The 20,900-nt window shown below is 64.8% G+C and carries 23 protein-coding genes; 8 read left to right on the top strand and 15 right to left on the bottom strand.

Annotated features, from left to right (window positions below; translation table 11 throughout):
* The first annotated feature begins 148 nt into the window (after positions 1-148).
* Complete coding sequence (locus ACIBJI_RS31970) at positions 149-1,051, top strand: ABC transporter ATP-binding protein (protein ID WP_397087059.1); 903 nt, start codon at positions 149-151, stop codon at positions 1,049-1,051.
* A complete protein-coding gene (locus ACIBJI_RS31965; RefSeq protein WP_396957717.1) occupies positions 1,048-1,902 on the top strand; it encodes an ABC transporter permease in 855 nt (284 codons plus the stop codon). The genes ACIBJI_RS31970 and ACIBJI_RS31965 overlap by 4 nt, the downstream gene beginning before the upstream one ends.
* 38 nt (positions 1,903-1,940) lie before the next feature.
* Here ACIBJI_RS31965 and ACIBJI_RS31960 read toward each other — a convergent pair whose 3' ends face one another.
* Entirely contained in the window at positions 1,941-2,552 is a 612-nt protein-coding gene (locus tag ACIBJI_RS31960) for a TetR/AcrR family transcriptional regulator (RefSeq protein ID WP_396957719.1), read from the bottom strand.
* Positions 2,553-2,655: 103 nt separating this feature from the next.
* Between ACIBJI_RS31960 and ACIBJI_RS31955 the strand changes: the two genes are divergently transcribed.
* The 6 genes from ACIBJI_RS31955 to ACIBJI_RS31930 all read left to right on the top strand — a co-directional run bounded on the left by ACIBJI_RS31955 (position 2,656) and on the right by ACIBJI_RS31930 (position 6,031).
* The gene (locus ACIBJI_RS31955; RefSeq protein WP_364353888.1) at positions 2,656-3,303 is read left to right on the top strand and encodes an NAD(P)H-dependent oxidoreductase; all 648 of its coding nucleotides are present in this window, start codon (positions 2,656-2,658) and stop codon (positions 3,301-3,303) included.
* On the top strand, positions 3,303-3,623 hold the full coding sequence (locus tag ACIBJI_RS31950) for a DMT family transporter (protein ID WP_397087057.1): 321 nt from the start codon (positions 3,303-3,305) through the stop codon (positions 3,621-3,623). Before ACIBJI_RS31955 ends, ACIBJI_RS31950 begins: the two co-directional genes overlap by 1 nt.
* A 26-nt stretch (positions 3,624-3,649) precedes the next feature.
* Positions 3,650-4,102: an SRPBCC domain-containing protein gene (locus tag ACIBJI_RS31945; RefSeq protein ID WP_396957725.1), complete on the top strand. Its 453-nt coding sequence runs from the start codon at positions 3,650-3,652 to the stop codon at positions 4,100-4,102.
* A gap of 110 nt (positions 4,103-4,212) precedes the next feature.
* Positions 4,213-4,653 (top strand): OsmC family peroxiredoxin, encoded by a 441-nt coding sequence (locus tag ACIBJI_RS31940; RefSeq protein ID WP_040686169.1) that lies wholly within the window; start codon positions 4,213-4,215, stop codon positions 4,651-4,653.
* A gap of 244 nt (positions 4,654-4,897) precedes the next feature.
* Positions 4,898-5,182, top strand: coding sequence for an SHOCT domain-containing protein (locus ACIBJI_RS31935; RefSeq protein WP_364353897.1), 285 nt, complete (start codon positions 4,898-4,900; stop codon positions 5,180-5,182).
* A 51-nt stretch (positions 5,183-5,233) separates the two neighbouring features.
* Positions 5,234-6,031 carry an LLM class flavin-dependent oxidoreductase gene (locus tag ACIBJI_RS31930; RefSeq protein ID WP_364353900.1) on the top strand — a complete coding sequence of 266 codons (798 nt, stop codon included), beginning with the start codon at positions 5,234-5,236 and terminating at the stop codon, positions 6,029-6,031.
* Positions 6,032-6,087: 56 nt separating this feature from the next.
* On the opposite strand, the gene ACIBJI_RS31925 is transcribed toward ACIBJI_RS31930, so the two are convergent.
* From ACIBJI_RS31925 to ACIBJI_RS31860, 14 genes are all read right to left on the bottom strand, one after another.
* Positions 6,088-8,646, bottom strand: coding sequence for an ATP-dependent Clp protease ATP-binding subunit (locus tag ACIBJI_RS31925; RefSeq protein ID WP_364353903.1), 2,559 nt, complete (start codon positions 8,644-8,646; stop codon positions 6,088-6,090).
* A gap of 249 nt (positions 8,647-8,895) precedes the next feature.
* The gene (locus ACIBJI_RS31920) at positions 8,896-9,834 is read right to left on the bottom strand and encodes an alpha/beta fold hydrolase (RefSeq protein WP_364353906.1); all 939 of its coding nucleotides are present in this window, start codon (positions 9,832-9,834) and stop codon (positions 8,896-8,898) included.
* A 646-nt stretch (positions 9,835-10,480) separates the two neighbouring features.
* The gene (locus ACIBJI_RS31915; RefSeq protein ID WP_397087054.1) at positions 10,481-11,149 is read right to left on the bottom strand and encodes a DUF1772 domain-containing protein; all 669 of its coding nucleotides are present in this window, start codon (positions 11,147-11,149) and stop codon (positions 10,481-10,483) included.
* A 137-nt stretch (positions 11,150-11,286) separates the two neighbouring features.
* A complete protein-coding gene (locus tag ACIBJI_RS31910) occupies positions 11,287-11,847 on the bottom strand; it encodes an FHA domain-containing protein (protein ID WP_364354203.1) in 561 nt (186 codons plus the stop codon).
* Between the two features lie 250 nt (positions 11,848-12,097).
* On the bottom strand, positions 12,098-12,457 hold the full coding sequence (locus tag ACIBJI_RS31905) for an Lsr2 family protein (protein ID WP_040686163.1): 360 nt from the start codon (positions 12,455-12,457) through the stop codon (positions 12,098-12,100).
* Positions 12,458-12,572: 115 nt separating this feature from the next.
* Complete coding sequence (gene lysS, locus ACIBJI_RS31900; RefSeq protein WP_397087085.1) at positions 12,573-14,039, bottom strand: lysine--tRNA ligase; 1,467 nt, start codon at positions 14,037-14,039, stop codon at positions 12,573-12,575.
* Positions 14,040-14,348: 309 nt separating this feature from the next.
* Positions 14,349-14,771, bottom strand: a complete 423-nt coding sequence (locus ACIBJI_RS31895) for a rhodanese-like domain-containing protein (protein ID WP_364354209.1) — start codon at positions 14,769-14,771, stop codon at positions 14,349-14,351.
* Positions 14,772-14,779: 8 nt separating this feature from the next.
* Positions 14,780-15,556, bottom strand: a complete 777-nt coding sequence (locus ACIBJI_RS31890; RefSeq protein ID WP_397087052.1) for a cysteine dioxygenase — start codon at positions 15,554-15,556, stop codon at positions 14,780-14,782.
* Positions 15,557-15,735: 179 nt separating this feature from the next.
* Positions 15,736-16,530 carry a type III pantothenate kinase gene (locus tag ACIBJI_RS31885; RefSeq protein WP_364353913.1) on the bottom strand — a complete coding sequence of 265 codons (795 nt, stop codon included), beginning with the start codon at positions 16,528-16,530 and terminating at the stop codon, positions 15,736-15,738.
* A 4-nt stretch (positions 16,531-16,534) separates the two neighbouring features.
* Positions 16,535-17,023, bottom strand: coding sequence for an aspartate 1-decarboxylase (gene panD, locus ACIBJI_RS31880; RefSeq protein ID WP_364353916.1), 489 nt, complete (start codon positions 17,021-17,023; stop codon positions 16,535-16,537).
* 14 nt (positions 17,024-17,037) lie between these two features.
* Positions 17,038-18,081 (bottom strand): pantoate--beta-alanine ligase, encoded by a 1,044-nt coding sequence (gene panC, locus ACIBJI_RS31875; RefSeq protein ID WP_397087050.1) that lies wholly within the window; start codon positions 18,079-18,081, stop codon positions 17,038-17,040.
* Positions 18,082-18,129: 48 nt separating this feature from the next.
* Positions 18,130-19,074, bottom strand: coding sequence for a DUF2520 domain-containing protein (locus tag ACIBJI_RS31870; protein ID WP_364353922.1), 945 nt, complete (start codon positions 19,072-19,074; stop codon positions 18,130-18,132).
* A 204-nt stretch (positions 19,075-19,278) separates the two neighbouring features.
* A complete protein-coding gene (locus tag ACIBJI_RS31865; protein WP_397087048.1) occupies positions 19,279-20,358 on the bottom strand; it encodes a DUF6779 domain-containing protein in 1,080 nt (359 codons plus the stop codon).
* A gap of 70 nt (positions 20,359-20,428) precedes the next feature.
* The gene (locus ACIBJI_RS31860; RefSeq protein ID WP_364354212.1) at positions 20,429-20,899 is read right to left on the bottom strand and encodes a DUF3180 domain-containing protein; all 471 of its coding nucleotides are present in this window, start codon (positions 20,897-20,899) and stop codon (positions 20,429-20,431) included.
* Between the last annotated feature and the right edge of the window lies 1 nt (position 20,900).

Here is a 20,900-nt window from a genome sequence, read left to right as displayed (position 1 = left end):
TCGGCGCCGCTGCGGTGACCGGAGCATATGCTGGGCGACATCAATCCTCGCGGCCGCTTTCACCGTCTGTTCGTATGCCGCCGTACGTACGCCGAGCATCGCCGCTCGACGGATGTGTCACCCCTGGTCGGTGGCGGATTCTCGGTGCATGACAGATTCCATCGTGGTCACCGCAGGGCTGACCAAACGCTACGGCACCCACGCAGCCGTCGACCGCGTGCATATGAATGTCGCGCCCGGCGAAATCTACGGCTTCCTCGGCCCGAACGGTGCGGGTAAGACGACCACGCTGCGAATGCTGGTCGGTTTGATCCCCCCCACCGAGGGCACCGCCACCGTTCTCGGACATACCCCCGGCGATCCGGCCGTGGTCCGCCGCATCGGCGTCCTCATCGAGGGACCCGGCTTCTATCCCTATCTCACCGGCCGCGACAACCTGCGGGTGCTCGCGAAATACCGCGGCCTCGAGCGCGCCGATGTGGCGGATGCACTCGACCGCGTCGGCCTCGCCAATCGCGCCGACGATAAATTCCGCACCTACTCCCTCGGCATGAAGCAGCGCCTCGGCGTCGGCGCGGCCCTGCTCGGCCGTCCCGATCTGCTGATTCTGGACGAGCCGACCAATGGCCTCGACCCGCAGGGCATGGCCGAAATGCGGGAGCTCATTACAACTCTCGCCGGGGACGGTCACACGGTGCTGTTGTCCAGCCACATGCTCAGCGAGGTCCAGGAGATCTGCGATCGCGTCGGGGTGATCTCCGGCGGACAACTGCTCACCGAATCCACCGTCGCCGAATTACGCGGCGCCTCTTCGCTTTTACTGCGCGCCGAACCGCTGGAGGTGGCATTTCCCGCGGTACGTCGCGTGGTCGGCGAGCGCTCGGCCATGTTGACCGCGGGTGGAATTCGAATCGAGGCGGGTGCTGCCAGCGCCCCGGTGGTCGCGCGTGCGGTCGTCGAATCGGGCGCGGACCTGCTGGAACTGCGGACCGACGAAAAGTCCCTGGAAGAAGTGTTCTTCGAAATGACCCGATTGGAGCCGGTGAAATGATCGGGAAAGACCTGGTGGCAAGCACGCAAGCGGAAATGCTGCGACTGCGCAAGTGGCCCGCATTCTGGATCATTCTCGGCACCTGGATCCTGCTGAATCTCACCTTTTCCTACCTCTTCAACTACCTCGCCTACTCCTCCGGCGATATGAAGACGATGTCGAACGGTGTGCCCAAAGACGTGCTGCTGCACCAGATGTTGCCCGCCGCGGTGCCGGAGGTCTTCACCCAGGGCATGGCAATGTTCGGTGGCGCGCTGATGCTCATTCTCGGCGCATTGACCATCGGTAGCGGTTACGGCTGGGGCACTTGGAAAACCGTGCTCACCCAGGGTCCGTCGCGAAACAACGCCATCGGCGGTGCGCTGGTCAGCCTGGCGGTCACGGTAATCGGGCTGGTGTGCGTCGCATTCGTGGCGGATGTCGGGGTCGCGTCGACAATCGCGATGACCCAATCGCAGTCGCTCGCACTGCCCGGCCTGGGGCAGGCGGCGAACGGAATCATCACCGGCACAGCGATTCTCGGCATGTGGACGCTGGCCGGTGCGCTGATCGGCGCGATCGCGCGCGGTCCGGCCCTGGCTGTCGGGCTCGGACTGGTTTGGGTGCTGGTGGTGGAGAATCTGCTGCGCGGCGTGGCGGCGATCTTCAGTCCGATCAAGGTGCTCACCGATCATCTGCCGGGTACGGCGGCGGGCTCGATGGCCGGTGCGATGCGGACCGTCGACGGGCCTTCGACGCCGGGTGTGCTCGATATCCTGCCGCGGGCTCAGTCGCTCGTCGCGCTGCTGGTGTACGTGGCACTGTTCGCGGCGGGCACGATGTGGCTGGTGCGACGGCGCGATATGGTCTGATTTTCAGTAGCCGAAAACCGTTGGCGGACAGCAGTTCGTCAACGGTTCGGCGCATTCTCCGACAGTACGGAACGGGCCAATTCGGCCAGCGCCGCCGCGATCTGCGCGGAGGTGAGGCCCCGTGTCCGCTGCTGCTGATAGACCTCGGCAGCCAACGGCGCGAGCAGCGAATCGACCATGGCGTCCGGTTGACCGACACCGGCTGCAACCAAGAGCGACCGGACGTGCGCGAACCAGAAGCCGTAGGCGCCTGTCGCGAATCGTGCGCCGCCGGTCTCGGCACCGAGCACCAAATCCGCGTGCTGGTCCAATAATTCGACCATGGCGGCATAGAACGCAGCGAGTCGTTCGGCGGGTGGCGCGCCGGGACCGAGCGGCGGCGCACCGCGCAACAACTGCTCCTGCAGTGTGCGTTCGTGTTCGTCGAGCAGTGCGACGGCGATCGAATTCGTATCCGGATAGCGGCGATACAGCGTGCCGCGCCCGACCCCCGCCGCCTTGGCGATGTCGTCCATCGTGACGGTGCGCGGATCCCGCGTTGCGAACAGTTCGGCGGCCGCGGCGAGCACCTTGGCCCGGTTGCGGGCCGCGTCCGCGCGCTCGGTCGGCGCCGCCGGATGCCCGCTGAGCAGGTCCATATCGCTGTTCATGATCCCGACTGTACTCGACATTCCATGTAACTGGACATTGTGTCCGGTTGTCCGTTACCGTATAAACCGGACAAAGTGTCCAGTTATATCTACGGGAGAAATCATGAGCACGTTGTTGCATCTCGATGCCAGCGCCCGACGTTGTTCCATCAGCCGGGAACTGAGCGCGGCATTCGCCAAGGCATGGCGCGCCGAGAATCCGGACGGCAGCTACATCTATCGCGATTTGGCTGCCGAGCCCGTGCCGTTCATCGACGAGGCATGGACCGAACTATGCGATGCCGTCCTCGCCCAACCCGGCACCGACCTGCATCGCCTCACCGAACTGATCCGCACGCCGGAACAGACCGCCGCGTGGGCGATCGTGGAGCCACTGCTGACCGAGTTGCTGGCCGCCGACGTGATTCTCATCGGCACCCCGATGTACAACTACTCGATCCCGGCCGCACTCAAGGCTTGGCTCGATCAGGTCACCTTCCCGCGGATGTCATTGGGCGACAAGCGTTTTGTCGTCGTCTCGGCGCGTGGGGGCTCCTACGCACCCGGCGCCCCGAAGGCCGCCTTCGACCACCAAGAGCGCTACCTGCGCGATTTCTTCGCGGGCCATTTCGCCGTCACCGACACCGTTTTCGTCAATGCGGAACTCGCCAACTCGAGGCAGGACCCGGCATTAGCACATCTGCGCCGCAAGCATGACGAGTCCTATTCGGCCGCAATGGAATCCGCGCGCGAGCTGGCCAAGGGGCACTGATGAACTGGATAATTCTCGGCATCGCCGGACTGGTGGAGATCATCTGGTCACAGAGCATCAAACCGACGCAGAACTTCACCCGCCCGGCCCCGACCCTCATCTGCTTCGTGCTCGGTGCGGTCGCGGTGTACCTGCTCTCGCGGGCCATGCAGACGCTGCCGGTCGGCACGGCGTACGCGGTATTCACCGGAATCGGCGCAGTCGGGGCGATCAGCCTAGGTGTGGTGATCAACAAAGATCCGATGAGCGCCGGACGGCTGCTGGCGCTGACGCTGATCCTCGGCGGCATCGTGTTGGCGCGCGTCACCAATCCGGAGTGAGCAGGTCCGGCGGTACAGTCCGAAGCATGTTCGAACCAGTGCGGGTACCCGATCTATCGTCGCGCCCCTTCAGGCTCGAGGTCGAGCGCACGATGGCCGCGCTGCCACCGGCGCTGTACCTGGCCTGGACCGAGCGGTTCGACCACTGGTTCGCGGCCCCCGGCTCGGTCCTCATGCGCCCAGTCGTGAACGCGCCGTTCTTCTTCGAGACCGACCACCAGGGCATGCGCAGCCCGCACTACGGACGGTTCATTCGTCTGATTCCGGACCAGATCGTCGAGCTGACCTGGGTGACCGGGGCCGGTGGCACCGAGGGCGCGGAAACCATGGTGACGGTCGAGCTCATGCCGATCGACTCCGGCACTCGACTTCGCTTGGCGCACGCGGGATTTGCCGATGAAGCTGCCCGCGACCGGCACTCACAGGCCTGGCCGCTGGTACTCGAGCAACTCGATCAGCACACCGGCGAGCCCGCCTGACCACTGTCCACCGAGGCGCTCGATTCGGGCTGGCCTTCGCACGCGCCGCTGGGGCGGCGGGGGTAGGTTCGACTGCGAATTGTGATTCACACATCTTCGAAAGGATCGTGATGCCCACACGTACCGCGCGCACCGCTTGGACCGGAGGCCTCCAGGACGGCTCCGGACAGGTCGAGCTGGCCAGTTCCGGTGTCGGCAAGTACGACGTCTCCTTCCCCAAGCGCGCCGCCGACGATGCCGACGGCACCACCAGCCCCGAGGAACTGATCGCGGCCGCGCACTCCTCCTGCTTCGCCATGGCCCTCTCGGCCCAGATCGGCAATGCCGGCGGCACGCCCGAGAGCCTGGACGTCACCGCCGATGTGACCCTCGGCCCGGATCCGGACGGCGGCTTCCGCATCAGCGCCATCAAGCTCACCGTCCGCGGCCGGGTCTCCGGTCTGGACGCCGACGGCTTCGCAGCTGCCGCGGCCGCCGCCAAGGCGGGCTGTCCGGTCAGCAAGGCCCTCGCCGGGGTGGACAACATCACCCTCGACGCCGCCCTCGCCTGACTTCCCGGCTCCTCGCACCGCAGGTGCGAGGAGCCCAGTGGTTATGCGAGCGCATGCATACCGCCCCAGCGCATCCGGTATCGCAACCGCACACCCCACATGAGTGTGTGAGCCTGCGACAAGGGGCGCATGCTCACTAACCGTTTCGACACCCTGTAGTCCTGGCTTGTACGCACGTAGGCGTATGGCGAATGCCGTCGACAGGCCGATGTACGGGTGGGGGTATCAGGAGCAGGGTTGCGGCATGAACATTCTTACTCAACCCGAGGCCATCACCTTTTGGGCCGATCACTATGACGGCGGATGGCATCCCTGGCCGTTCTTCTGGATCTTCCCACTGCTGTTCTGGGCCGCCATCATCGTCTTCTTCGTCGCGCGGCGGCGGTTCTGGGGTCACCAGAGCGGAATCGGCGTGCTGCGTACCGCATTCGCGCGCGGCGAGATCACCGAGCAGCAATATCGGAGTCGACTTGCGGTGCTGCGCGAACGCGGAGGAAAGCCGCGCGGCGGTGAAACTCCCACCACTTGAGCCGCATTCCGCCCCAACGACCATCCGACCCGATTCACGGGAGACCACACCATGAGCATGACCTTCGGCATCGTCATCACACCGCGTTCCGGCGCCGAATGGGCCCGCGCGGCCCAGCGCGCCGAGCAACAGGGCTACCGGACGATCCTGCTTCCGGACACCCTGAACACCCCATCCCCATTCCCGACACTCGCGGCCGCCGCCGCAGTGACCACCACCGTCCGGCTGCGTCCGAACGTCCTGGCCGCGCCCCTGCGCAATCCGGCGGTCACCGTGCGGGAAACCGCCGCACTGCAACTGCTTTCGGACGGACGATTCGAACTCGGCATCGGGTCGGGGCGTCCCGATGCGAGCGCCGAGGCCGAACGGCTCGGTATGCCTTGGGGTTCGGCCGCCGAACGTCGCGAGCAACTCATCGCCACCGTGCATGCGGTTCGCGAACAGGTCGACCCGGCGCCGCCGATCATCGTCGCCGCGAATGGTCCTCGAATGCTCACTGTCGCAGCGGATTTCGCTGATCGCGTGCTGCTGGCCGCCGGACCGGACGCCACCGAATCCGATCTCGCCGAGATGGTCCGGATCGTGCGCGACAATACCGATCGCGATGTGCGCTTCACCCATCAAATGGTCGGCATCGGTGACGAACTGCCGTTCTGGTTGAGCAAGCGGCTCGGACTCACCGCGCACGGCCTGCGCGCAGCCGGCTCGGCGGGTGTGCTCGACGGCGATCCGGCCACCATCACCGAGGTGCTCGAATACCGCAGGGAGAAGTACGGCATCGATGAACTGATCGTCCCCGGCGAACTGGCCGAAGCCTTCGCCCCGGCGCTGGCCCGGTTCACGAGCTGATACGAAAAATGCCGCCCACCGGAATCCGGTGGGCGGCATCTTCTAGCCGTTGCGACTTACTCGCCAGCTGCTTCGGCCGCGGTGCCTTCGCCCGCACCCGTGAGCACGACTTCTGGCTTCTCCTCGGTCGCTGCCGCCTTGGTCAGCTTCGCCTTGCCGGTGAAGGTGAACTTGGCATTCTCGCCGGAGCCCTCCCCGTCCCAGCCTTCGACGTCGACCACGATGGTCTGACCCGCACCGATCTCGCCGAAGAGGATCTTCTCCGACAACTGGTCCTCGATCTCGCGCTGGATGGTCCGGCGCAGCGGCCGAGCGCCGAGCACCGGATCGAAGCCGCGCTTGGCAAGCAGTGCCTTGCCCTGCGGGGACAGCTCGATCTCCATGTCCTTGTTCCTCAGCTGCGTAGCGACGCGGCCGATCATCAGATCCACCATCTCCACGATCTGATCCGTGGTGAGCTGGTGGAAGACGATCACGTCGTCGATGCGGTTGAGGAACTCGGGCCGGAAGTGCTTCTTCAGCTCGTCGTTGACCTTGAGCTTCATCCGCTCGTAGTTCGAACCCTCGGCGTTGGACTGGGTGAAGCCCAGGCCGACCGCCTTGGAGATGTCCGAGGTACCCAGGTTCGAGGTGAAGATCAGCACGGTGTTCTTGAAGTCGACCGTACGACCCTGGCCGTCGGTGAGACGACCGTCCTCGAGGACCTGCAACAGGGTGTTGTAGATCTCCTGATGTGCCTTTTCGATCTCGTCGAACAAAACGACCGAGAACGGCTTGCGGCGCACCTTTTCGGTGAGCTGGCCACCCTCTTCGTAGCCCACGTACCCGGGCGGGGCACCGAAGAGCCGCGATGCGGTGAAGCGGTCGTGGAACTCGCCCATATCGATCTGGATGAGCGCGTCGTCATCGCCGAACAGGAAGTTCGCCAGCGCCTTGGACAGCTCGGTCTTACCGACACCGGACGGACCGGCGAAGATGAACGAGCCCGAGGGCCGCTTGGGATCCTTCAGACCGGCGCGTGTACGGCGGATCGCCTTGGAGACGGCCCGGACCGCATCCTCCTGGCCGATGATCCGCTTGTGCAGCTCGTCCTCCATGCGGAGCAGACGGGTCGTCTCCTCCTCGGTGAGCTTGAACACCGGAATACCGGTCCAGTTGGCGAGCACCTCTGCAATCTGCTCGTCGTCGACCTCGGCCACGACGTCCAGATCACCGGAGCGCCATTGCTTCTCACGCTCGGCGCGCTTGGCGACCAGCTGCTTTTCCTTATCGCGCAGCCGCGCCGCCTTCTCGAAGTCCTGCGCGTCGATGGCGCTTTCCTTCTCCCGGCGCGCATCGGCGATCTTGTCGTCGAATTCGCGCAGGTCCGGCGGGGCGGTCATGCGACGGATACGCATGCGAGCACCGGCCTCATCGATCAGGTCGATCGCCTTGTCCGGCAGGAACCGGTCGTTGATGTAGCGGTCGGCCAGCGTCGCGGCGGCAACCAGCGCGCCATCGGTGATGGAGACCCGGTGATGCGCCTCGTAGCGGTCACGCAGACCCTTGAGGATATTGATGGTGTGCTCGACCGTCGGCTCGCCGACCTGCACCGGCTGGAACCGGCGCTCCAGGGCGGCATCCTTCTCGATGTACTTGCGGTACTCGTCGAGAGTGGTCGCACCGATGGTCTGCAGCTCACCGCGGGCCAGCTTCGGCTTCAGGATGGAAGCGGCGTCGATCGCGCCCTCGGCGGCACCCGCGCCGACGAGCGTGTGCAGCTCGTCGATGAACAGGATGATGTCGCCGCGGGTGTTGATCTCCTTGAGCACCTTCTTCAGGCGCTCTTCGAAGTCACCGCGGTAGCGGCTGCCCGCGACCAGGGAACCCAGGTCGAGGGTGTAGAGCTGCTTATCCTTCAGCGTCTCGGGGACCTCACCGTTGACGATGGCCTGCGCCAGACCCTCGACCACGGCGGTCTTACCGACACCGGGCTCGCCGATGAGGACCGGGTTGTTCTTGGTGCGGCGGCTCAGCACCTGCATGACGCGCTCGATTTCCTTCGAGCGGCCGATGACCGGGTCGAGCTTGCCTTCGAGGGCGGCCTGGGTCAGATTCCGACCGAACTGGTCCAGCACCAGCGAGGTGGACGGTGTCCCGGCCTCGCCGCGTGAACCGGATTCGACCGGCTCTTTGCCCTGATATCCGGACAGCAACTGGATGACCTGCTGGCGCACCCGGTTGAGATCGGCACCCAGCTTCACCAGCACCTGCGCCGCGACACCCTCACCTTCACGGATCAGGCCGAGCAGAATGTGCTCGGTGCCGATGTAGTTGTGGCCGAGCTGCAGCGCCTCGCGCAGACTCAGCTCCAGCACCTTCTTGGCACGCGGGGTGAACGGGATATGACCGGACGGGGCCTGCTGGCCCTGGCCGATGATCTCCTCCACCTGGCTACGCACACCCTCCAGCGAAATACCAAGGGATTCCAGCGACTTCGCCGCTACGCCCTCGCCCTCGTGGATCAACCCAAGCAGGATGTGCTCGGTGCCGATGTAGTTGTGGTTAAGCATCCGGGCCTCTTCTTGGGCCAGGACAACGACGCGCCTCGCGCGGTCGGTGAACCTCTCGAACATCGCTCCCTCACTCTCCTGCTCCGACATTCTGGCGTCCGACGCTTCTGTGGCGTCAGCCTGCCATGAAGCCCGGGGGTTGCGGCCCCGGACTCCACTCTAGTTGGCCGGGGATTACGCCGCCTCCAGTCCACCCTATTGGGGACCAGCGACAGCACGGTCATTCACTCATAACGTGCTTGTTGCGGGATACGTTTCCGCTCGGGTTTTGCCCTCAGCGAAATCGCCGGTCGTCGCTTCCCAGTCGTGGTGTCAGCCGGTGAACGGCGGGACGAACTCGCACGGCACCTCGCGCGCATGCCCCGGATCGAGGGCGTTGAGCACGAAGCGGGCGGTGCGGGGACTGCCCGCGATGGCCAGATGTTCGGAGTAGTCGGACGCGCAGCCGTCCTGGACGACGATATTCGTGGCATTCGGCCCGGGCACGAAGCCCGAGTCGTAGGGGACGACGATCTCGTCGAGGCTGCCCATGATGTTGGTGTAGGTGATGCCGGGAACGTAGACGCCGTCGCTGTTGAGATCCCGCAGGAAGGCCGAGTCGCGCAACAGCTCGGTGCAGGCTTCGCACAGCGAACCCGCCGCCGCGTGGAAGTAGGCCCCGGCGCCGAGCCGGTCGGCGAACGCGGCCACATCCGCACCGCCGCCCGCATTGGTACCGCGCCAGGCCGGTGCGATCGATACATATTTATCGATCTTGTCCGCCCCGCCGAGCCGCTTGGCGTAATAGTTCGGCATTACCGTGCCCTGCGAATGCCCGACCACATCCACCTTGCTCGCCCCGGTTGCCGCGAGGACCCGATCCACGAACGCACCGAACTGCACCGCGCTCTGCTCGATCGGCAGCATCCCGCCCACCGCGGAGATCGGCCACGGCAGATCGTATGCGCCATAGGTCAGCGAGAAGACGCAGTAACCTTCGTTCGCGAGCAGCGGTGCGTAGAGTCCCCAATTCGTCTGTGCCCCACCACCCGTACCGTGCGCGAGCACAACAGGATTGGGATGCTCCGCACTGGGCCGGCACCCCCAATCATTCGAACCCGGCAGCGAGCCACCATGATTCACCAGCTCGTTCGGAATTCCGGCAAAGAAGTTGTAGTCGACCGGATACTCCGCCTGCGCAATGCCACCCGCGCCAATCCACAGCACAGCCAGCACGGCAACGACGAGCGCGGAACCGGAAACACTCCGCATGAAGACCTCCAAATCTGGAACGTGTTCCAGAACGTAGCGCAACTTATCCTCACCCGGAGGGCAGTTCGCGCAAGTCAGCCGCGAATCCAGTTCCCCTCCCGATACTCACCAGCTATGCGCCCGACAGTGTTTCGACCGCTCGCAGGGTGCGAGTTACCGGCGTCGATTCCGGAGGCGTACGGCCCTCGCGGCGAGGAGGCCTTACTGGAACACGTTGCCGTATTGGCGGGCGAGCCGACTTGACGGTGGCTCGCGGCATGCTGGTCCCGCGCTCGCGCAATTGCCGCGACCGAACCGCGCCGGCCGGTGCGCCGGCGTGCTGCCCGCCGGCCGCGCAGCAGTGCCCGATTGCCGTCCTGGTTACCGCACGGCAGGCCCGCCAGCGTCCGGTAAGGGGCCGAACTCAAAAGCACCGTTTTCGGCCCGCAGACGGCCCGTCAGGCGGGTTCCCGCCGGCGCTGCGGCATCGCCCCTCCGGCGCGTGGCCCGCAGTGCGGAATTGGATGTGCCTGCCGCGTAATCGTTCGCGAGAATGTAGTCCGGCCTGGCGGATTCGCAGTTCGCATACCGAAACCGCCGTCGACGAGCCGATCGCTGATCGACCCGCCGACGGCGGCATAGAACTAGCAGTTGCTGCGGTCGATTCCTATGCGAGGGAATGCGCACCAGTCCGCTGCGCACCGGACTGCCCGAATCCGTACTGCTGGGCCATGATCGGCGCCCGGTAGTACTGACCGGCGGTCTGCGGTCCGCTGCCCGGCACCGACTGAACGCGTGCAACCTGCTGTGCGCCAACTGAACCCGCGGCATGCGCGCGGCCGTGCTGGATGCCCGCCACGAACAGCGCCCCGGTCAGCACCAAAAATGCCAGTGTGTGCAGAATCGCACGGAGGATATTCCAACGGACCCAAGCGGATTCGAAATCGGCACGCACCTTTGCCAGATCACCGATCTGGCCCGGATCGCCCGCGGCGGCCAGTTGATCGTTCAGAGGAACATTCAATCCGGAGGTGACCGCGAAGGCGATCACATTCAGTGCCAAGGCCACACCGAGCCAGATCAAGATGGTGCGGTGTTCCTTGCCCAGGTGCAGCGCCGCCGCGAGGAAGGTGAAACCGACGGTGCCGAGGAATCCGAGCATGAACCACGGGTTGATGATGACCACATTGATCTTCTGCATCACATCGATCATCGCGCGATCATCGGTGCGGTTCAGCGCGGGCATCACCGATATCGCATAAGCGTAGAAAACGCCCGCGATCAAGCCGGTTGCGAGCGTGGCCGCCACCAGCGCGGCGAGTCGTAGCGCGAACATGAATTTCTCCTGCCTCGAAACCCGGACCTGGTCCGATTTACTCGGTCCGGCGATGTTTCAAGTACACCGGTAACCGTCGCGACCATCCATGGTTCAAGCGCTCGGCCACCTAAGCGAGAGTCCACGCCGCTACGGCGTCACAAGTCGCGGTCGGAGATCAACCCACTCTGCATGGCCAAACCGGCCAGTCGGACTCTTTTCTGATTCTGCGGCAGATTTTCCACACCGAACTTGGCGAACAGTGCCCGCAGATGAGTCTTGATCGCATCGACGCTCAGGAACAATTCCTCGGCGATCTGTTGATTCGAAGCCGGCGACGCGAAACCAGCACCGTTCTTATATGGGCGGCACAGCGCGACCAGCACCGCGCGCTGGGTATCGGTCAGCGAGCGCAGCGTGGGAATAGTGCCGGTCGAGGTCCGCGTCGCGTCATCGACCACACCACCGAAATCGTGAAACGACACCAGCGAGGTGCCGACCCGGATCCGATCGCCCGCCATCAGCCGCCGCCGCCCGACCAGTCGCTCTCCGTTGACGAAGGTGCCGTTGCGGGACAGGCCGTCATCGACGATCGTCCAGTGCGCACCCAGATATTCGACCGCCGCATGCAGCCGCGAGACCTCCGCGTCCCAGCGCAGCGCCAGATCGGCCTGCGGGGAACGCCCGATGGTGACGCGCTGCTGGTCCGGGGTGAGCATGAACTCCTGCTGCCGACCCGAGTCATCAGTGAATCGCAACAGCGATCCGACGAAACCAGTCACTGCGCCGATACCTCATCTCTCCATACCGCCAGTGACGCTCTTCGCACAGTTCCATGGTGCCGCGTCCTGGTACCGCGAGCAAGATCGAGTCGACTGCAGACCTTCCTCATATCGAAGGCCTATCACAAACGACCGCCGCCCGGGCGTCGCACGATTCGCCCGGGCGGCAGCCCAATAAAATAAGAACTCAGCCCTTCGCGGCCTTGTTGTACGCATCGGTGATGTCGGCCGAGATACGACCCCGCGCGGACACCTTGTGTCCATTCCGGCGCGCCCACTCGCGAATTGCCGCGCTTTGTTCACGATCGATCGAGACCCGGCTCTTTGCGGCTCCGGGAGCAGCAACCGCCGCCTTGACCCGCCGCCGGCCACTCACTCGCCGAGCACTCGAAACCCACTCTTCCAGGCCGTCGCGCAGCTTCGCCGCATTTGCCGACGACAGGTCGATCTCGTACGACACACCGTCGATCGCAAACTCAATGGTCTCGTCCGCGATGGACTCACCATCGACATCGTCGATCAGGCTAACGGTGACCTTCTTTGCCATGAGATGAACGTCCTCTCGAAATCGTGCGACCCGCATACTAGGCCGATTACCCGAGGCAAGAATACCCCGAATTCGAAAAATTCCAAGACGAGGGCCGAGCTATGCAATCCGATCGTCAGCGAGCGACTGGACGCACAATTGGGAACAGTATCGTTTCCCGGATTCCCAATCCCGTGAGTGCCATCAACAACCGATCGATTCCCATACCGGTACCTGTTGTCGGAGGCATGCCGTGCTCCATCGCCGCGAGGAAGTCCTCGTCGAGTGCCATCGCCTCGTCATCACCTTGTGCGGCAAGCCGCGCTTGATCCACGAACCGCTCGCGTTGGATCACCGGATCGACCAACTCCGAATAGCCAGTTGCCAACTCGAAGCCGCGCACATAGAGGTCCCACTTCTCGGTAACTCCGGGATTGCTGCGATGCTGTCGGGTCAGCGGTGATGTCTCCACCGGGAAGTCGCGCACGAAAGTCGGGGCGTAGAGCTTGTCACCGTACTGGTGCTCCCAGAGTTCTTCGACAAGTTTGCCGTGGCCATAGCCCTTGTCCTCGGGAATTTCCAGTCCGACCCGATCGGCGAGTGCACGCAATTCCTCGATCGAAGTTTCCGGAGTCACCGAAACACCAAGTGCATCGGACAGCGACGGGTACATCTCGACCGTGGTCCACTCGCCGCGGAGATCGTATTCGGTGCCATCGGCAAGGGTTACCACCTGCGTGCCGAAGACCTCCTCGGCAACTTCCTGCACCAATTCCCGAATCATCCGCGCGGAGTCATCATAGGTGCCGTATGCCTCATAGGTTTCCAACATTGCGAACTCCGGGGAATGCGTGGAGTCCGACCCCTCGTTACGGAAGTTCCGGTTGATCTCGAAGACCTGTTCCAGCCCACCGACCACGCATCGCTTGAGGAACAGCTCGGGCGCAATTCGCAGGTAGAGATCGATATCGAGGGCATTGGAACGGGTTACGAACGGCCGCGCCGCCGCACCACCGTGCAGCGTCTGCAGCATCGGCGTCTCCACCTCGAGGAAGCCCCGGCGTTCGAGCGCATTGCGCAGCGCGCGCACCACCGCGACCCTGGTCCTGGCCATTTCCCTGGCCTCGGGACGCACGATCAGATCGACATAGCGCTGCCGTACCCGCGACTCCTCGTTCATCTCCTTGTGCGCCACCGGCAGCGGCCGCAGGGCCTTGGCCGACATGGCCCAGGAATCGGCCATGACGCTCAATTCACCGGTCCGTGAGGAGATCACCTCACCGCGCACGAAAACGAAGTCTCCGAGGTCTACATCGGCCTTCCAGGCCGCCAGCGCGTCGGCTCCGACACCGTTGAGGCTGATCATCGCCTGCAGTTTGGTGCCGTCGCCCTCCTGCAGCGTCGCGAAACACAGCTTGCCGGTATTGCGCAGGAAAATGACGCGCCCGACGACACCGACCCGCAGACCGGTCTGGGTGTCGGGCTCGAGCTCCGGATAGGCGCCCCGAATTTCGCCGAGAGTATGTGTGCGCGGCACCACTACCGGATAGGCCTCACCGCCATCGGCGATCAACCGCTCGCGCTTCTCGCGCCGAATCCGCATCTGCTCCGGAACGTCGTCCGCGGCGGGCGCGGGACGGTTGGCTTGCCCCGCAGGAACCGAACCCGCGGAGCGACCGGATGAAGGCGTGTTCGGGTTGCTCACGTTCAACAACACTAGCGGGCACCGGAAATCGATTTGCGGGCCGCCCGGGCACGACCGACCGCTAACGAATCAGCCGCGCCCGGAACTGTCCTTCATGTCCTGTTTCGCGGCCTTCTCCGACACCACGAATAGCGGGCGCGCTCCGGCAATCCTGCGAAAGCCATTGCGCACCCGTATGTTTCGAGATGGAAGTGGTTCGGCCAGAATTTACAGTGTCGCCAGTGCCTCGACCTCGCGGGCGAAGTGCGGCGCGCGGACCCCGACACCGAGCAGGCCGGCCGCCTTCAATGCCTGATAGCCACCGATCACATCGGTGGCCCGATGCAGACCGAGTTCCTGCAGCGCGGCCGCGGCGAGACTGGAGGTATAGCCCTCCGAGCAGACGATGATCCATTCCACATCGTGATCGGTGGCCAGCGCCAGCCGGGCCGAACTCGACGGATCCAGCCGCCATTCCAGGACATTGCGTTCGATCACCAGTGCGCCCGGCAGTGCGCCCTCACGTGCGCGCTGCGCCTGCGGCCGGATATCGACCAGAATCGCGCCCCGATCCAGCGCCTGCGGCGTTTCGAAGGCATAGATCCGATTCAGGCGGGCCCGCGCGTTCTGGAGCATCTGATCGATGGTCAAACGGGTCATCACATATCACCTTCGGGCTGGTCGGTGAGGACTGTTCGGGAGCGCCGCAGGGTGCCGTGGCCGGTCACCTCGTAATAGGACATCGCGGTGAGCGGCGGTGAATAGGCGTGCACGCTGAGCGTCGGATCGAGCGGCCCGACGGATTCCACGGCAGTGCCGTTTCGAGCGACCTGCAAGCAGTCGCTAGCGGTGCCGTTTCGAGCGACCTGCAAGCAGTCGCTAGCGGCGCCGTTTCGAGCGACCTGCAAGCAGTCGCTAGCGGTGCCGTTTCGAGCGACCTGCAAGCAGTCGCTAGCGGCGCCGTCTCGAGCGACCTGCGAGCAGTCGTCAGCGGCCGGTGCGCGCATCACATCGTGCACCCAGCCGATCGGGAACGAGGCCTGATCCCCCGCGGTCAGGGTGCGTCGGCGCAGTTCCGTTCCGTTCCAGCGGAATTCCGAAAGCGCGCCGCTGAGCACGGTCAATGCGCCGAGCGAGCCGGCGTGATCGTGCAATTCGGTGGATTTGCCGGGCGTCCAGCTGATCAGCCAGACATCGACCTCGTCGTCGGAAAGCAGCCGGGTGGCCCAGCGCTCATCGGTCGGCCAAATTCCATTGGCGGGCAACAGATGGTCGTAACGTCCCGCGAGTACGTCTTCGGCGCCCTCGTCGGTCAGCCGCAGCAGATCGGCGGGACGCAGGCGGGTGGGTAATGCAGAAGAGACGGCACGATCCAGCGGCGGGGTAGCCGAAAGGGCATTACGTGCGGAATTGAGCGAAAGAACGGAAGAACGCATCAGCGAATCTCCAGGAGTATGTCAACGGTCGAGGGACTTGGTCAGCCTCGAACGGTCGAGGCAGGTCAGCCTCGACAACACTCCTGGGTGCTCACGCGGGAATACACGGGAGCGAGTGTAGCAGTGCCGAAACCGGCGGCAAAGTGGCCGGTCATGCGCGAGCACCCCGGATCGGCATATCAAGCGCCCTTACGGCGCTGATTGCGCTCGTAGACCAGGCGCAACCCGGTCAATGTGAGATGCGGCTCGTGGTGGTCGATGGTCTCCGATTCCGGCACGATCAACGGCGCGGTGTGGCCGGTCGCGACCACCGCGACATCGTCACCGGCGAATGCGTCGAATTCATCGCGAATCCGATCGATCAGGCCGTCCACCAAACCGGCGAAGCCGAATATCGCACCGGATTGGATGGCCTCGACGGTGTTCTTGCCGACCACCGAACGCGGCCGCGCCAACTCGACCCGGCGCAATGCGGCGCGCTCGATGAGCGCCTCGCCGGAGATCTCCACACCCGGCGCGAGCACACCACCGAGAAACTCGCCCTTGGCCGATACCAGATCGACGGTGGTGGCCGTACCGAAATCCACGACAATCGCGGCCGTACCGAAACGATGATGGGCGGCAAGGGTGTTCACGATGCGGTCCGCGCCGATTTCCTTGGGATTGTCCACAAGTAGCGGAATACCGGTTCGCACACCGGGTTCCACCACCACATGCGGCACGTGATCCCAATAGCGAGTGAGCATCGATCTGATCTCGCGCAGTACCGGCGGCACGGTGGACAACGCCGAAACCCCGACGATCTCCTCCACCTGCTCACCGACCAATCCGCGCACCTGCATGGCGAATTCGTCCGCGGTCAGCAGCGGATTGGTATGTATCCGCCAGTGCCGCACCAACTTCGCGTGATTACCACTGCCCGAGAACAATCCGAGCTCAATGCTCGTATTCCGGACATCGATGGTCAGCAGCATCGGCTCAGGCGTGAGCGACGGACACGGCGGCGGCAGCCCGCGTAACCACGGAGGGCCCCGGGAACGCCGCATCGGGCACAGCGGTCAGCGAGCGCGGGGTGACCAGACCGGAACCCTCCGGGGCATGCGCCGGATCGGAACCGAGATCGGTCGCACGATTGTGCTCGTCGACGAATACGACCTTCGGGGCGTATTCCTTCAGCTCCGCCTCGTCCATCATGCCGTAGGCGATCAGGATGACCAGATCACCGGGATGCACGAGATGTGCGGCGGCGCCATTGATTCCGATGACACCCGAACCGCGCTCACCGGCGATCACATAAGTCTCCAGGCGGGCGCCGTTATCGATATCGACAATGCAGACCTGCTCACCCTCGAGCAGATCGGCGGCGTCGAGCAGATCCTGGTCGACGGTCACCGAACCGACATAGTGCAGATCGGCATGGGTCACCGTGGCGCGGTGGATCTTCGACTTCATCATGGTGCGCAACATCGCTGTCGCCCTTCCTAAATATTGGCCTGGGCAGGCTGGGAGTCGGTCGCGGCGGTGCGCGAATCGGGGAGTGTGGGGCCGCCAGCGACTGCTTGCAGGTCGCTCGAAACAACGTCGCTCGACACAACGTCGCTCGACACAACACCGCCACCATCGACGGGCGCGCCGAGTGCGACGGCGGTGTTGTCGATCAAGCGGGTCGAGCCGACCTTGGCGGCGACGAGCAGGCGCGCATTGCCGTTCGCGGGGGCGGGGCCGAGTGCGGACGAGCGCAATTCGAGATAGTCGACATCGACACCGGGAGCCGCGTCGAGCACTGCGCGGGCCGCGGCCAGCACGGCATCCGCACCGAGCGCGCCGGCATGCCGACCCGCGGCCAGCGCCGCCGACAGGGCCAGTGCCGATTCCCGTTGTGCCGCATCGAGATACCGATTGCGGGAAGACAGTGCGAGGCCGTCGTGTTCGCGAACCGTCGGCAACGGGACGATCTTGACGTCCATATTCAGATCGCGCACCATCTGGCGGATCAGGGTGAGCTGCTGATAGTCCTTCTCTCCGAAGAATGCCTCGGTCGGGCGCGCGATATTCAGCAGCTTGGCGACCACGGTCAGCATGCCCGCGAAATGCGTCGGGCGGCTGGCACCTTCGAGCTCGGCGCCGATCGGACCGGGATGCACGGTGGTGCGCGGGCCGTCCGGATACATATCCGAGGCGCTCGGCGCGAATACCAGCTCCACGCCCTCCTTGCGCAGCAATTCGACGTCTGCGTCGAGGGTTCGCGGGTATTTGTCCAGATCCTCGTTTGCGCCGAACTGCAGCGGATTCACGAAAATCGAGACGATGACCACCTGATTGGTCCGCTTGGCCCGGCGCACGATCTCGAGATGCCCCTCGTGCAGTGCGCCCATGGTTGGTACCAGGCCGACGGTACGTCCGACGCCGCGCAGGGCCTTGGAGACCGCGGCGATCACCTCGGGATCGTGGTGCACCGTCAGCTCGCCGCGCCGATACGCGCTCTGCTCGATATGGCGCTCTCCGGGCCCTCCGTGGTTACGCACGCCGCCTCCTCCGGGCCCGTCGATCGCGCCGGGAAAACTTCGGATCCATCATCGGCCTCCCTCCAGCAGCTCGATCAGAGCCGGATTGGTCTTGGCGCGCTCGGCCGTGCGCAGCGACATGGCGCGATAGCCCGCGGCCAAGCGGGTATCGACGGCGGCCATGGCGCTCAGATGTGCGGCAACGGCATCCGCATCACCACGCGCCACCGGACCGGTCAGCGCGGACTGACCGCGGCGCAGGGCGTTGTCGAGGGCGGCCGAGGCCAATGGGGCGAGCAGACGTTCAGCCAGACCGTTCGGTTGATCGTCGACGATCTGCTGGCCGAGCAGGCCGGGGCCAGCGAGTGCGGCGCGTAATGCGTCGACCGCGTCCAGCACCACCGTGACCAGGTGATTACTGCCGTGTGCGAGTGCGGCGTGATAGAGCTGGCGATTCTCTTCCTGCACCCGAACCGGCTCGCCGCCCATCTCGATCACCAGCGATTGCGCGATGGCGAAGCCGATTTCGTCGGCGGCGGTAATGCCGAAGCAGGCATTGCCGAGCCGGGCGACGTCCTCGTCGTGTCCGGTGAAGGTCATGGCCGGATGGATGGCCAGCGGCAATACGCCACGCTCGGCCAGTGGAGCAAGCACGCCCACACCATTGGCGCCAGAGGTATGCGCGACGATGGTGCCGGCGCGGACCACATCCGCGGATACGAGCCCGCGCACCAGCCCGGGTAGTTCGGCATCGGGTACCGCGAGCAGCAGCAATTCGCTGCGTGCGGCCACCTCCTCGACCGGCAGGATTTCGGATTCGGGTAGTCGCGTGCGGGCCCGATGCACCGAGGCATCGGAAATGGCAGCCACGCCGAACACCACGTGTCCGGCGCGCTCGAGCGCCGCGCCGAGTGCGGAACCGACGCGTCCCGCCGAGACGATTCCCACCGTCAAGCGTGCAGGCGCGGGGTCACCCGAAGCAGCGTTGTCAGGGTTGACGCTTCTCGAGGTCAACGTTGTCCTCTCGATGTCGTTCCAGTCCCGGACAGCCGGGTACCAGACGTTACGCACCGAGAATATCGGCCCATCCTTCGCCGATGCCACGGGGCACCCGCGTGATTTACACCGCAGTGTTGGATTTGCTCTGTCTTTTGGCAGCGCCTTCGGCGCCGCGTGTTCGCAGCCAGGGAGTGCGTGGCCCTCACCGCTCGCGCCGGATCAGCGTCCGGTACGGCGTCCGTTTTCTTCCGACTGCAGGTTGGCCATGATCTCGGCCACCGAAAGTCGACGCGACGAATTGCCGGAGTCGGCTTCCGGATCGACGCGGCGACGGCGGCGGGAGGTGGCGGTGCCCGGCGGCGGGACCGTGGTCGTCGGGCGTGGGGCGGGCTCCGGATTCGGGGTCGGCTCCGGTGCCGAGAAGTCCTGCTCGGCTTCGGACGCGGTCGGCTCGGGCTCCGGCAAACGCGGCGGCACGGTGTACTCGAGCGGCTGTAGCCGCGGCGGAACACCGGTCTTATCCGGATCCTCGGTGAACGCGTCGGCCCAGCCGCCAGTGGTGGCCAGCGGGCCGGTGTCGTGCATATCGTCGACCTCGGCGTCGGTGATCTCTGAATCGTCCAGATCGTCGAGATCGTCGAGATCGTCGATCTGGACGATAGCGGTCTCCGCGGTCACCGGATCGTCGAAGGGACTCGCGAAGCGTGGAGGCTCCGGATGATCCGAGTCGAAGACAGGGGTGAAGGTGCTAGGAGATTGCTGAAACGCCATGTCCAGCCAGCTGTCGGCATTCGCCGAGCTATTGTTGGCCGAATTTCCGGATGCGCTCGGCAACTCCTGAATCCGGGTCGCATCGGCGCGCAATGCGGGTCGATCCATCGGCAGATCACCGTCGAAGAGCCGCTGCAGGCTCTCCCGGAGCACGGTGAGTTCGGCGCGCAGGGCGGCCATTTCGGTCGCATCGGCACCCACTTCCGCGCGCACCCGCGCCTCGACGCCGAGCTCGTATTCGCGTCGGGCGGTCACCTCGCGTTCCAACTGGAGTTCGTACACCGTCTGCAGGTCACGGACCTTGGCCTTATCGATCGTGGCTTCCTTGCGGTACCGCGTCGCGGCCAAAGCGCCGATCACGGCCGCCCACAGCGCCGCCACCAAGCCGATCCGAACAAACTGCAGACGGTCACTGAAAACCAGGAAAACGCTGGCAACCAGACCGAGCAGAATCAATACGCCGATGAACAATTTTCCCGCGTCGTCCCGCCGTCGACGAGAGGTGCTGCTACGGGAGGGTGAAACCATGCACGCCAGGGTAGCTTGATCAGCCAGCCGCGCCCAGATTCTCGCGCAGTGATTCCGCCAGGATTATTTGCTATGTAGTTGCCGGATCATCTGAAGGATCCTCCGGAGCCCGACAGCAGTACTCCAGCCACAGTGCCGCAGCTACCAAAGCCACCCCCGCCAGCATCCCGACAATTGCGCCGGGGCTATCCGCCCCCGCCGCATTCAAGGTGTCGCGCTGTGGATAAACCCACAAAAGGAAACCCAGCCATACCCCGGCAGCAAGCGAGCCGACTTGCGCGGACGCCTTGGCCAATGCGACCGCGCGGGCCGCGGTGATCGGATGCAGCTGATGGCTGCCGTCACCGATTTGATGTTCATTGACCCGCGCGCGGATTACGAAACCGAGTGCCACTTCGATCGCGGCGACCGGATAAAGCGATGCGCCCGCGTAAATCGAGATCGGCGGGAAACTGCCATAGGCCATCCGCGTGAGCAACCAGGCGATGAGGGCCGCGACGACGACATTCGCGATGAGATCGAAAATCCGGGTCGGCTTCAGT

Origin of the sequence: Nocardia sp. NPDC050408 (genome assembly GCF_044458905.1) — a bacterium.
Classification (GTDB): domain Bacteria; phylum Actinomycetota; class Actinomycetes; order Mycobacteriales; family Mycobacteriaceae; genus Nocardia.
Note: the sequence above shows the minus strand (reverse complement) of the source record. Positions and strands in the feature narration are given on the sequence as shown.